This window comes from Streptomyces sp. NPDC088197 (assembly GCF_044741185.1).
Lineage (GTDB): Bacteria > Actinomycetota > Actinomycetes > Streptomycetales > Streptomycetaceae > Actinacidiphila.
In genome coordinates, this window is the sequence record NZ_JBIUSD010000005.1 from 352,937 (window position 1) to 365,304 (window position 12,368).

The 12,368-nt window shown below is 71.9% G+C and carries 9 protein-coding genes and 1 pseudogene; all 10 read right to left on the reverse strand.

Annotated elements, in window-relative coordinates; all coding sequences use genetic code 11:
- Positions 1 to 148 precede the first annotated feature (148 nt).
- Positions 149 to 1,327, reverse strand: coding sequence for an acyl-CoA dehydrogenase family protein (locus ACIOC1_RS15920; protein WP_355335444.1), 1,179 nt, complete (start codon positions 1,325 to 1,327; stop codon positions 149 to 151).
- 196 nt (positions 1,328 to 1,523) lie between these two features.
- A complete protein-coding gene (locus tag ACIOC1_RS15925) occupies positions 1,524 to 2,885 on the reverse strand; it encodes a LuxR C-terminal-related transcriptional regulator (protein WP_401854720.1) in 1,362 nt (453 codons plus the stop codon).
- Positions 2,886 to 2,949: 64 nt separating this feature from the next.
- The gene (locus tag ACIOC1_RS15930) at positions 2,950 to 3,594 is read right to left on the reverse strand and encodes a hypothetical protein (RefSeq protein WP_401854723.1); all 645 of its coding nucleotides are present in this window, start codon (positions 3,592 to 3,594) and stop codon (positions 2,950 to 2,952) included.
- 170 nt (positions 3,595 to 3,764) lie between these two features.
- Positions 3,765 to 4,358 (reverse strand): NAD(P)H-dependent oxidoreductase, encoded by a 594-nt coding sequence (locus tag ACIOC1_RS15935; protein ID WP_355335452.1) that lies wholly within the window; start codon positions 4,356 to 4,358, stop codon positions 3,765 to 3,767.
- Positions 4,355 to 5,680: an MFS transporter gene (locus ACIOC1_RS15940; protein WP_401854726.1), complete on the reverse strand. Its 1,326-nt coding sequence runs from the start codon at positions 5,678 to 5,680 to the stop codon at positions 4,355 to 4,357. The genes ACIOC1_RS15935 and ACIOC1_RS15940 overlap by 4 nt, the downstream gene beginning before the upstream one ends.
- A gap of 61 nt (positions 5,681 to 5,741) precedes the next feature.
- The gene (locus ACIOC1_RS15945; RefSeq protein ID WP_391051276.1) at positions 5,742 to 6,704 is read right to left on the reverse strand and encodes an LLM class flavin-dependent oxidoreductase; all 963 of its coding nucleotides are present in this window, start codon (positions 6,702 to 6,704) and stop codon (positions 5,742 to 5,744) included.
- 13 nt (positions 6,705 to 6,717) lie between these two features.
- Positions 6,718 to 8,286 carry a carboxyl transferase domain-containing protein gene (locus ACIOC1_RS15950; protein WP_391051274.1) on the reverse strand — a complete coding sequence of 523 codons (1,569 nt, stop codon included), beginning with the start codon at positions 8,284 to 8,286 and terminating at the stop codon, positions 6,718 to 6,720.
- Positions 8,287 to 8,341: 55 nt separating this feature from the next.
- A pseudogene (locus ACIOC1_RS15955) lies at positions 8,342 to 10,485 on the reverse strand (SDR family oxidoreductase).
- Between the two features lie 2 nt (positions 10,486 to 10,487).
- Positions 10,488 to 11,426, reverse strand: coding sequence for an aromatase/cyclase (locus ACIOC1_RS15960; RefSeq protein ID WP_355335462.1), 939 nt, complete (start codon positions 11,424 to 11,426; stop codon positions 10,488 to 10,490).
- Between the two features lie 153 nt (positions 11,427 to 11,579).
- Positions 11,580 to 12,365, reverse strand: a complete 786-nt coding sequence (gene fabG, locus ACIOC1_RS15965) for a 3-oxoacyl-ACP reductase FabG (RefSeq protein ID WP_355335464.1) — start codon at positions 12,363 to 12,365, stop codon at positions 11,580 to 11,582.
- Positions 12,366 to 12,368 lie beyond the last annotated feature (3 nt).

The following is a 12,368-nucleotide window of genomic DNA, read 5'->3' on the forward strand; positions in this document are numbered from 1 at the left end:
GGGGGGGGGGGGGGGGGGGGGCCGCCGGGGGGCCCCCCCCCCCGGGCCCCCCCCCCCCCCCCGGGGCCCCCCCCGCCCGCCGGGGGGGGGGGGGGGCCCCCCCCCCCCCCCGCGCCCGCGTCACGCTCCGCTCAGCGCGGCATGTCGCTCACAGGTACAGCGAGTTGGGCTCAAGGCCGGTCAGGGACCTGCCGTACAGCTCGATGTTGGTGCTCGGCGTGATCAGGGCGTGCAGGGACGTCGCGTGCACGTCCCGCTGGATGCGGGTGATCGGCACGTCCCGGAAGATCGAGGAGCCGCCGCTGGCGGCGGCGAGGATCTCCACGGCCTGCTTGGTCTGCTTGGCGATCCAGCCGATCTGCACCCGGGAGAAGACCCGGTCGTCCTGGGACCACGGCTCGTCCCGCCGGATCTTGTCGGCCAGCAGATCGGCGAACCGGTGGGCGCGGGCCTCGGCGTCCTCGATCAGCAGGGCCGCCTCGCCGACCTGGAGATGCGTGATCGGCGCCTCCAACTGGCTGGGGTAGCTGGTGTACGTCAGCGGCCGGCCGGGGAGCCGCTCCAGGAAGCTGGACAGGGCGTACTTGGCGGCGCCGACGAGCTGGCCCGTCTGTATCACCGTGGCGCTGACCAGCATCGGCACCCGGTAGGCGCCCTTGGCCGCGTTGGCCTGCGACTTCGAGACGTTCTGGTAGAAGTCGGCGCCGGAGATCACCCGGTGGTCGGGGACGAAGACGTCCTTCGCCACGGTGGTCACACTGCCGGAGCCCGCCAGGCCGATGGTGTTCCAGTCGTCGACGATCTCCAGTTCGGAGATCGGGATGAGGGCGAAGACCGGCAGGGTCTCCCCCGCTGGCCCCTCGGGCATCGCCGCGGTGATCTTCCAGTGGGCGTGCAGCACGCCGCTGTTGTAGCCCCAGCTACCGTTGAACAGATAGCCGCCGTCGACCCGGGTCGCCTTGCCGGACGCGGCCGTCGTGCCCGTCACGCGGACATGGGGCTCGGCGAACACCTCGTCCAGCGCCTCGTCGGGCCACAGGCCGACCATCCAGGTCAGCGAGGCGTAGATGGACAGGACGAAGGCGGCCGAGCTGTTGCCCTTCGCGACCTCGGCCAGCACGTCGACGAAGGCGCGCGCGTCCGACTCGTATCCGCCGTACTGCGTGGGCACCTGCATCTTGAGCAGACCCGACGCCTCGATCGCCTCGATGACGTCCTGCGGGAGCCTGCGGTTCTCGTCGATCCACAGCGCCCGGGAGCGCAGCAGGGGCACGAGTTTCCCCGCGGCCTCGACGAGATCGTCCCGGGACGGCGCGGTGGTGGTCATGATGGGTTCCTCCCGATGTGGGTAGCACTTGACGCGCCCGCTGCCGGGCACCGGTATTCCGGACGGTCCGCGCGCTGACATCGCCGGCGGGAAAGGGGAGTTGAGAACGGAATGCGGTCGGTGCTCTGATCACCGACCGACCGTTTTCCCGATCCTCGCACCCTCGGCGAAGCGGCGGCGAAGGAGCCGGGGAAACCTACGGTTCGCCCGCAGGTTTGTGTCGCACTGCCGGGGATTCCCCGACCGCGCTCAGTACCATGACGAGTTCGCCTCTGCCGGAGATGGCGAGTTTGCGGTAGACGCCCGACAGATGGAATTCGACGGTTCTGACGTTGAGGAAAAGGGCTTCCGCAATGCGCCGGTTGCTGTATCCGGCGCGGGCCAGCTGCGCGATTCTGGCCTCCTGCGGGGTGAGTCCGCGCGGGGCGCCCGGTCCGCCCAGCCGCCGCAGCGCGGACTCGGCGCGGTGCGCCCAGAAGGTGTTGCCGCAGGTGCGCGCGACCGCGGCGGCGGCCGTGAACCGGCTCCGCGCCCCGGCCGCGTCCTTGCGTTCGGCCCGCAGCGCGCCGAGGTCGTAGAGGGCCTGAGCCACCTCGCCCTGGGCGTCGGCCAGGCGGAGCAGATCGACGGCCTCCTCCAGCAGTACGAGGGAGGTCTTGTCGCGGCGCGCCACGGCGACGGCGCGCAGGGCCGTCCCCAGGACGCGCGCCGACCCCCACTTCCGCGCGGCGACGAGTTCGTCCTCGGCCAGGGCGACGGCGAGGTCACGGCGACCCGCGACCGCGGCCCCGAGCGCGCCCGCCGAACGCCAGGCGACCACCGCGGGATTGTCGATGCCGTGCGAGGCCAGCAGCCGGCCGCTGCTCAGGCAGTCGTCGATCCCCTGCCGGAACTGGCCCGCGGCCAGGTGCAGCGCGCCGCGGGCCGCCAGGACGTGGGCCCGGTCGTGGCCTTCGAGGTCGAGCGCGCCGACCATGCCGTTCTCCTGGAGCACCGTCCACGCGCCGTCGAGGTCGCCGGTCCCGACCAGCGCCTCGGTCAGCCAGACCGCGGCGAGGGGGACGCGGGTACCGGACCGGCCACGGGCGAGGACCGCGCGCAGAATGCGTACGGCCCCGCTCGTATCCCCTCCGAGCAGCTTGATCCGTGCGCGCAGCAGGGCCAGCGTCTGGCGGTGGCGGACCGAACCCGACCAGAGCGGTTCGCGGGCCAGCCGGGCGCAGTGCGCGCTCGCGGACGAGGTGTCCCCCGCGTACAGCAGGGTCAGTACGGCCTGCCACACGCTGTCGGCGTCGGCTCGCCGCTCGTCCGCGGCGAGCAGGCGCTCGGCCTGGCGCATCGCCGTGGAGCGGTTCACCCCGCGGTGGGCCAGTTCGAGGACGCGGGGGGCCGCGGACACCTCGGTCTCGTCGGGACGCGCGCGCTCGCCGTCGTCGGCGCGGCGGATGCCCGGTGCGGGCGGGTGCGCCGCCGCGTATTCCTCGTGACGCCACCGTGCGACCGCCGAGGGTGCCTCGGCGAGACGCAGCGGCGCGGATTCATTCCTTCCGCCCTGCACGGTGGACTCCGTTCGGTAGGTCGGTGGGCCGGTGGGCCGGTGGGCGCGCGGATCTGACGTGGTGTCAGGCTGTGAGGCTGTGCAGGAGGTGGTAGCGCTTGAAGCCGATCGGCCGGACGCCGGGAGTGTCGTGGGTGGCGCGCAGGGTGGCCGCCCGCGTGGCGCCCTCAAGGAACGAGATGTGCGCCTCGTCGCTGGTCCACTCGGCGTAGTTCAGGACGCGGGTGCCGTCGGTGCTGAGGTGGAAGTTGGCCGAGAGCAGGCCGGGGTGCTGCGCGCCGGGGGCGCTTTCGAGGGCGCCCACGATCGACTCGACGATGTGCTCCTGCGGGGCGGGCCCGTCCACGTCGAAGGTCGCGACCACGAAGCTGGACGGCACCAGCGGCCCCTTGTGCAGCACGATCGCGCGGCGCAGCGTGTACGCGACCGTCGCGGCACCCGCCAGTCCCGTCAGCCCCGAGGTGAAGTCGCGGTGGGCCGAGGCTCGCGAGGTCTGGAGGTAGGTCAGCACCGTGTCGTCCTCGGTGCTGAGATACGCGGAGGCCGACAGGAGCCCGGTCGGCCAGTCGGCGGCGCGCCACTGCTCGACGGTCTCGGCCACGGCCTCGACCCCGGACTCGCGGTCGGGGACGTGCCACTGCGCGACGTGCGCGGCCGTGCTGTCGGCGCGCCGGATGTCCGGCGGTGCGGAGGAGATCTGCTGGGTCATTGCCGTCGTCCTTCCAGAGGACCGGGGTCCGGGGGTTCGGGGCGGGAAGCGGACGGTGCGTGGGGAGTCACCGGCCGGGTGCGGGCTCAGCGCGGGTACGGATCGGGCGCGGGCTCAGCGCGGGTACGAATTGGGCGCGGGCTCAGCGCGGGTACGAATTGGGCACCGGTTCAGCGCGGGTACGCGCGCTCGGCGCGGGCCGCCCGCAACGCGTTGCCCCACCAGTGCAGTTGGTCCAGGAGCAGTCCGGCCGACAGGACGCTCGGCTCCGGGTCGATCAGCCGGCCCGCCTCGTCGAAGCGGTTTCCCGCCAGGGGAAAGGCGACGTTCTCCCGTACGGTCAGGGTGTGCACCTCGGCGAAGACCTGCCGGAGCTGCTCGACGGCGCGGATGCCGCCGCTGAGGCCGCCGTACGAGACGAAGCCGACCGGCTTGGCGGTCCACTCCTCGTAGAACCAGTCGACGGTGTTCTTCAGCGCGGCCGGGAAGCTGTGGTTGTACTCGGGCGTGACCACGACGAAGGCGTCGGCCGCCACGAGCACGGAACGCAGCGCTTCGCGCGTCCTGGCCGTCTCCAGCGACACGTCCTTGCCGGGCCCCGGCAGGACCAGCGGCAGCGGATGGTCGATCAGATCGACGCTCTGCACGGTGAATTCGGGGCGTTCCTTGACCTGGGACAGGAACCAGTCGGCCACGGCGGGACCGAGCCGCCCGTCACGGACGCTGGCGGTGATGATGGCGAGGGAGAGCTGGTCATCCGTCATGGTGCGACCTGTCTGTGAGGGGTACGGAGTCCGGTCAGTGCGGCCAGCAGGCCGATCCCGGAGACGGCGGTGATCAGGGTCAGCGCCGGGCGGTGACCGTGGTGGGAGCCGAGCAGCGCCGCGGTGGCCGGGAGCATCACGACGGCGCCGACCTGCACGGCGGTCTGGAACAGCGGGACGGCCGCGGCCCGTTCGGCGGGCGGCAGGGCCCCGGTCGCCTGGAGATTGAGGGCGGCGAAGGAGAGCACGAACCCGGCGCCGACCAGAAGGAGCGTCGGCAGCATTCCCGTGAGGTAGGAACCGCTGTCGGGCCGCCACAGGTAGAGGGCGTAGCCCAGCAGCGGCGCGGTCGCGCCGAGGGCGATCAGCCGCCCCGTGCCCCACCGCGCCGTCATGGCTCCGGCGAAGGGCACGGTCACGGCCAGCGGCACGCACGCGGGCAGCAGGGCGACCGCCGACTGCCAGGGAGACCAGCCCAGTTGGCGCTGGGTCTGGAAGACGAGCAGCAGCAACAGGCTCTGGTACGTGCCGTTGAGACAGGCCGCGCCGACGGCGGAGCGCAGCAGTTGGCGGTTGCGCAGCAGCGCGGGGGTGACGCGCGGGGCCGGGACGGCGCCCCGGTCGCGCGGGATGATCCGCAGGGCGAAGACCAGCAGGATCAGGGCCACGGGCGCCGGGAAGAGAAGGGTCCAGCGCCAGCTCTCGGTCAGCAGCGCGCCCGACAGCAGCAGTCCGACCGTGAATCCGGCCGCGCCGAACAGGGCGTAGACGGACACCGCCCGCCGCTGCTGCGGTCCGCTGGGGAAGGTGGTGCCGATGATGGCGAGACCGGTCGGTGCGGTGAGCGCCGCGCTGAGCCCCTTGACCACCCGGGTGGCGATCAGCAGGGCCGCGCTGTCGGTGAGTCCGCCGACCACCGAGGCGGCGGCGAAGAGCAGCATCGCGGCGAGGTAGACCCGCCTGCGGCCCAGTCGGGCGTTGAGCCGGGGGCCCAGGACGAGCAGCGTGGCAAATCCGACGGCGAAGCCGCTCATCAGCCACTGCGCCGTCCACAGGTCAAGGCCGAGCGCGGCGCCGATGGAGGGCAGCGCGACGAGCACCAGGGAGACCTCGATCGCGTCGAGGATCATGTTGGCCGACAGGATCAGGAGGACGGTCCAGAGCCGGGCGTCCCAGCGCGTCGATTCCGCCGCCGGTCCTGTTCCCGTGCCCGTGCCCGCTCCCGTGGCCGTTCCCGTGGCCTCGGGGTCGGCATCGGCATCGGCATCGGCATCGGCATCGGCATCGGCATCGGAAGAGTCGGTCCACGAGGGAGCTGTCATGAGGGGCCGCCGTGTCTGTGTCGGATGGGGTCGCGGTGTCGGCTTCGGCGTCGGGTCCGGCTCACGGCAGCAGCGCGGGCAGCTTCTCGGTGACGAGCCGGATGTTCTCGGCGACCAGCTCGTCCGGCATCCCGGCGATGCTCGCCCAGAAGATGAGGTGCTTGACCGGCAGGTCACCGGTCAGTTCCTTGATCCGGACGGCCGCGTCCTCGGGGGTGAGGATGTCGAGCAGGCCGCGGGTGTCCTCGGCGTTCGGGTCGCGGAGATCCTCGGCGGTGAGCAGCGGTTCGGACTTCTCCCGGCCCTCCACCGACAACTGCCGGTAGGAGTTGACCTGGTGGGCCAGGTGCGGCGCGACCTGGTGCCACGCCTTCTCCGGGTCCTCGGCGAGGATGATGGGCATCAGGTCGCTGACCCGGGCCGCCTGCGGGTCGTGGCCCGCCTCGACCAGGCCCTTGCGGTAGTGCTTGAACATGGGGCGCGAGATGTGCAGCAGCCCGATGCCCAGCTCGCCCGCGAGCTTCGCGCCGCGCGGACCGTAGAAACCGCCCCACAGCGGCGGCGGGTCCTGGATCGGCAGCGGCGAGATCACCCGCTCCTGCCACAGGCGCAGGATCTCGCGGATGTTGCGGCCGGTGCCCGCGAACCGGCGGCCGAAGTCCGCGCCGAACAGCTCGTATTCGGGCACCCGGTACCCGGCGCCCAGGCCGAGTTCGAGCCGGCCGCCGCTGATCAGGTCGACGAGCGCGGCCTGTTCGGCGAGGTCGACGGGGTGGTGCAGCGCGGGCAGCACCACCGAGGTGCCGATCCGGGCCCGCCGGGTGCGCGCGGCGACGGCCGCCGCGACGGTCAGCGGCTGCGGCAGATAGCCGTCCTCGAAGCGGTGGTGCTCGGTGAACCACAGGCCGCCGACACCGCGTTGGTCGGCCTCTTCGCAGAGTTCCAGAGTATGCGCGTAGTGGTCGGCCCACGGCCGGTGCCACTGCTCGGGGTTGCGCAGGTCGAAGAGGAGTCCGACGTCCATGCCACGATCCTTTTCACTGGGGTGGGTTGCCGTGCTTGCGGTGCGGCAGGTCGGCGCCCTTGGCGCTGAGCATGTTCAGGGCGCGGCAGAGCACCGGCCGGGTCAGGCGCGGGTCGATCACGTCGTCGACGAGGCCGCGTTCGGCCGCGTAGTACGGATGGACCAGCTCGTCGCGGTACTCGGCGATCTTCTGGGCGCGCATGGCGGCCGGGTCCTCGGCGGCGGCGATCTCGCGCCGGAAGACCACGTTGGCGGCGCCCTCGGCGCCCATGACCGCGATCTCGTTGGTGGGCCAGGCGAAGGCCAGGTCGGCGCCGATGGAGCGGGAGTCCATGACGATGTACGCGCCGCCGTACGCCTTGCGCAGGATCAGTGAGACCCGCGGCACGGTGGCGTTGCAGTACGCGTAGAGCAGTTTGGCGCCGCGCCGGATGATGCCGTTGTGCTCCTGGTCGACGCCGGGCAGGAAGCCGGGGACATCGACGAGGGTGACCAGCGGGATGTTGAACGAGTCGCAGAACTGGACGAACCGGGCGCCCTTCTCACTGGAGTCGATGTCCAGTACGCCCGCCATCGCCGCGGGCTGGTTGGCGACCAGGCCCACCACCCGGCCCTCCAGCCGGGCGAGCGCGCAGACCAGGTTGGGCGCGAACGCGGCGTGCACTTCGAGGAATTCGCCGTCGTCGACGATCTCCTCGATCACCCGCCGGACGTCGTAGGACCGGTTGCCGTCGGCGGGCACCAGGTCGAGCAGTGCCTCGGACTCGCGGTCGGGCGGATCCGCGGTGATGGCGCGCGGCGGCAGTTCGCGGTTGTTGGCGGGCAACAGCGAGAGCAGATAGCGGACTTCGGCCAGGCAGGTCTCCTCGTCGTCGTAGACGAAGTGGGCGACCCCCGAGGTCGCGGCGTGCACGTCCGCGCCGCCGAGGCCGTTCTGGGTGATCTCCTCGCCGGTCACCGCCTGGACCACGTCCGGGCCGGTGATGAACATCTGCGAGGTCTCCCGGACCATGAACACCAGGTCGGTGAGGGCCGGGCTGTAGGCGGCTCCGCCCGCGCACGGGCCGAGCATCACGCTGATCTGCGGGATCACCCCGGAGGCGCTGGTGTTGCGCCGGAAGATCCCGCCGTAACCGGCGAGCGCCGAGACGCCCTCCTGGATACGGGCGCCCGCCCCGTCGTTGAGCGAGACCAGCGGGGCGCCGGCCGCGATGGCCAGGTCCATGATCTTGTGGATCTTCTCGGCGTGCGCCTCTCCCAGCGCGCCGCCGAAGATCCGGAAGTCATGGGCGTACACGAAGACCGTCCGGCCCTCGACCGTGCCCCAGCCGGTGACCACACCGTCGGTGTGCGGCTTCTTCGCCTCCAGGCCGAAGCCGCTGGCGCGGTGCCGCCGCAGCCCTTCGACCTCGGTGAAACTGCCCTTGTCCAGGAGCAGTTCGATCCGCTCCCGCGCGGTGAGCTTGCCGCGTGCGTGCTGTCGTTCGGTCGCCCGCGGATCGGGTCCCTGCCGGACCCGTTCCTTCAGGGCGCCGAGTTCGGACGTGCGGTCCGCGATGCTTCCCGGGACGTCTGTCGGCATGCCGGGCCACCTCCTCTCCCGTTCGATTCGGTCGGTTCCTGCTCCCCTTGGGCGGTCAGCCCAGCAGCGTGCCGCCGGTGGCGTCGATGAAGGCGCCGGTGATCCACCGGGCCTCGTCGGTGGCGAGGAAGGTGACCACGTCCGCGACGTCACCGGCCTTGCCGACCCGCTTGAAGGCCGAGAGCTGAGCCATCTGCTCGACCGCCTCGGGGATGTCGAAGACGGCGCTGCCGTTGTCGGTGATCCCGGGCGCGACGCTGTTGATGGTGATGCCGCGCGGCGCCAGGTGGCGGGCGAGGTGCAGGGTGAGCTGCTCGATCGCGCCCTTGGTCATCGCGTACGCGACCTGGTCGGGGTTGGCGACCCGGGTCAGGCCGGACGAGATGTTGATGATGCGACCGCCCTCGGGGATCTGCGCCAGGGCGCGCTGCACGATGAGGTACGGGGCCTTGGCGTTCACCGCGAAGAACAGGTCGAGTTGCTCCGGGGTCACGTCCTCGGGGGCGATGCCGCTCGCGCTGGTCGCACCGGCGTTGTTCACCAGGATGTCGAGGGTGGTGCCGCCGGACCGCTCCTTGAGGCCCTTCTCCAGGCCGAGGAAGAGTTCGTGCACATCGCCGGGCGCGCCCAACTCCGCGCGGACGGTGAACGCCTGGCCGCCGTCCTTCTCGATGAGTTCGACGGTCTCCTGGGCCGCCGCCTCGTTGGCGGCGTAGTGCACGGCGACCAGCGCGCCCTCCCTGGCCAGCCGTACGGCGATGGCGCGGCCGATGCCGCGGCTGGAGCCGGTGACGAGCGCCGTCTTGCCGATGAGCCTGCTCATGATGCCTCTCCTGGGGTGACGTCATCTGTGGTGGTCTGGTGTGGTGCCGCGGGGCCGGACGGGTCGGGGTCGACGGGGTCGGGGTCGGGGTCGGCCGGACCGGGTTCGGCGGGGTCGGGGGCGGCGGCGCCGAGGCCGCTGATCGCGCGGGCCAGATGGCGCCGGGCCGAGTCGATCTCCAGCAGTTGGCCGAAGACCGACCGCAGGCCGTCCACTTCGGGACCGCCGAGCAGCAGCCGGGCCTGGGCCTGGATGTTGGTGAGCGTCGCGGCGCCGATCCGGTGCCGGGTGTCGTGGTAGCTCTCCAGCAGGGCCGAGCCGCTGTCCTCGCTGCCCCCGTCGCCCTTGGCGATCTGTTCCGCGAGCTTGCGGCCGAGGTCGGCGGCGTCCTGGAGGCCGAGGTTGAGCGCCTGGCCCCCGACGGGCATCTGCACATGGGCCGCGTCGCCCGCGAGGAGCACCCGGCCCTTCACATAGCGGGTGGCCTGGATCGTGGTGTTGTCGAAGGCGTTGAGCCAGACCGGGGTGCCGGCGCCGATGTCCTCGCCGGTCACCAGGGACCAGGCCCGGACGACCTCGTCCAGGCTCGGGGCGCCGGTCCGCCGTCCGGGGCCGGTGCCAGTTCCGGTGCCGGTGCCGGTGCCGGTGCCGGCTTCGGCTTCGGCTTCGGCTTCGGCTTCGGCTTCGGCGGACGGACCGCTGCCTTCGTCGTGCACATGGACCATCACCCGCGTGCTGCCGTCGGGCCAGCGGAAGGCGGTGGCGAGCCCGTTCGGATGCCGCTCGAAGCGCCGGTTGGGGATGTCGATGCCCGCGAGGTCGGCCCGGAGCATCTCCAGCGTGCCGTCCCCGCCGTCCACCTCGAATCCGGCCAACTGCCGTACGGTGCTGCGCTCGCCGTCGCAGCCGACCACGTAGGAGGCGGTCAGGACGCCCGGTTGGGAGCCCAGTTGGATGAACCCGGCCTCCACCCGGTCGGTCCGCGAACGCAGGCCCGTCACCGCGTGCCCGCGCAGCACCCGCGCGCCCAACTCCGTGGCCCAGGCGTACAGCACGGCCTCCAGACGCGCCTGGGCGCACTTCCACTGCCCGGCCCAGCGGTGGCCGGGAGCCGCCGCGGTCAGGTCGAGGCGCAGGCCGCCGAAGTGCCCGGGGCCGCCGCTGGGCAGCGTGCCCAGCCGTGTCAGCAGCCCGCGTTCGTCCAGGATCTCCATCGTGCGGGTGTGCAGCGTGGACGCCCGGGACTCGGTGGTCGGTTCGGTGAGCTGCTCCAGCACGGTCACCCGCGCTCCGCCGAGGCGCAGTTCACCGGCGAGCAGCAGCCCGACGGGTCCTGCCCCGACCACGACGACGTCGGTGTCCAGTGGGCCCGCCATGCTCAGCGCCGCGCTTCCGCGTGCTCCTTGGCGTGGTTCAGCGTGGCCCGGCTGTTGTTGCCGAGCGCCTCACGGATGAACCGGCGCGCCTCCTCCACCCCCGCCTCGGGGCCGAGCACCTTGCCGATGTTCTCGGCGTTGAGCACGACGGTGTGCTGTGAGGTGGCCGTGGTGACCCCGTCCTCGCCCTCCTCGAAGGTCCAGTAGCCGGTGTGCAGGTCGAGCAGCGCGGGCAGCGTGGTCTGCTTGTAGGCGATCTTGTGGTGCGGGAAGCAGACCCGGACCGACTCGGTGGTGTGGGTCGAGCCGTCCTTGGTGAGCGTGTCCATCCGCAGGGTCTGGAGGCCCGGGGTGTCCTCGGTGAGTTCGACCTTGGCGACGTGCGGCAGCCGCTCGGTCCACAGGTGGGCCTCGTTGACGAAGTCGAAGACGTCCTTGGCCGCGCCCTCGACCCGCACGCTGTCCTCGAAAGACAGGCTCAGCCCGGCGTCCTGCGCCGACAGCTCCAAGTTGGTCTTCAGGCCCGGCAGTTCGGCCCGGCTGTTGCGGTCAACCGCCTCGTCGATCCATCGCAGACCCTCGGGGTCGTCGTCGATCGCGCGGTAGCTGTGCAGCAGCCGTACCCGCGACTCCCGCTCTCCCAGCCGCTCGATGATCCAGGTGCCGGTCATCTCGGCCACCGGGGGCGCCGAGACCTCCTGCCAGAAACGGATACGCAGGGCCTCAGGGTCCAGCGTGCGCCGCGAACTCCAGTTCTTGGCCTCGCCGTTGGCGGTGGCCCAGATCCGGATGCGCTCCTCGTTCCCGTCGCGTTCGAGGTAGTCGACGTAGACGGACGGCGGGAACAGCCGGGGCCAGTTCTCGACCTCGGCGAGCAGCCGGTAGACGTCGGCGGCGGGGGCCCGCACGGTGATCTCGTGTTCGACCTCACGGGTCGTCATGTCACAGCTCCGATCGGTGGTGGAAAGGACCGCGGGACCGGGCGGTCGTCCGCGGTCGGTCAGGGGCCGGTCAGGGGTCGGGCAGCGGTCGGGCAAAGGGCAAACGGGATCGGCCGGAGATCGGCCGGAGATCGGCCGGAGATCGGCGAGGGCTCAGAAGTTGCCGAGGCCGCCGCACACGTTGAGCGCCTGCGAGGTGATGGAGGCGGCGGTGTCGGAGGCGAGATAGCCGACCAGGCCCGCCACTTCCTCGGGCGAGGAGTAGCGGCCGAGCGGGATCTTGGACTGGAACTTCTGGAGGATCGCGTCCTCGCTCGTGTCGTAGGCCGCCGCGTAGCCCTGCCGGACCCGCGCGGCCATCGGCGTCTCGACGTAGCCGGGGCAGACCGCGTTGACCGTGATCCCGGTCGGCGCCAGCTCGTTGCCCAGGGCCTTGGTGAAGCCGACGACGCCGTGCTTGGAGGCGGAGTACGGGGCGCCGAGCACCACGCCCTGCTTCCCGGCGGTGGAGGCGATGTTGATGATCCGGCCGCGGCTCTTGTCGCGCAGACCGCCCGTGTTCAGCACCTCACGGGTGACCCGGAAGACGCTGTTCAGGTTGGTCTCGATCACGTCGTACCACAGCTCGTCGGTGATGTCGGCGGTCACTCCGCCGCCGCTGCGGCCCGCGTTGTTGACGAGCACGTCGATGGTGCCGAAGCGGTCGACGGCCGCCTGGACGAACGACCTGACCTCCTCGTCGCTGCGGATGTCGACGACCGCGCCGTCGACCTCCAGCCCCTCGGCGCGCAGTTCCTTGACGGTGGCCGCGACGTTGTCGGCGTTGCGGGCGCCGATGAAGACCCGGTGCCGCTGGCCGGCCAGCAGGCGGGCGACCGCCAGGCCGATACCGCTGGTCGCGCCCGTCACCAGGGCGACCCGCTCCGTGTTCTGCGACATGTG

Coding starts and splice junctions, on each gene's coding strand:
- ACIOC1_RS15920 (WP_355335444.1), bottom strand. CDS start 1,327: ATGACCACCACCGCGCCGTCCCGGGACGATCTCGTCGAGGCCGCGGGG.
- ACIOC1_RS15930 (WP_401854723.1), bottom strand. CDS start 3,594: ATGACCCAGCAGATCTCCTCCGCACCGCCGGACATCCGGCGCGCCGAC.
- ACIOC1_RS15935 (WP_355335452.1), bottom strand. CDS start 4,358: ATGACGGATGACCAGCTCTCCCTCGCCATCATCACCGCCAGCGTCCGT.
- ACIOC1_RS15940 (WP_401854726.1), bottom strand. CDS start 5,680: ATGACAGCTCCCTCGTGGACCGACTCTTCCGATGCCGATGCCGATGCC.
- ACIOC1_RS15945 (WP_391051276.1), bottom strand. CDS start 6,704: ATGGACGTCGGACTCCTCTTCGACCTGCGCAACCCCGAGCAGTGGCAC.
- ACIOC1_RS15950 (WP_391051274.1), bottom strand. CDS start 8,286: ATGCCGACAGACGTCCCGGGAAGCATCGCGGACCGCACGTCCGAACTC.
- ACIOC1_RS15960 (WP_355335462.1), bottom strand. CDS start 11,426: ATGACGACCCGTGAGGTCGAACACGAGATCACCGTGCGGGCCCCCGCC.
- fabG (WP_355335464.1), bottom strand. CDS start 12,365: ATGTCGCAGAACACGGAGCGGGTCGCCCTGGTGACGGGCGCGACCAGC.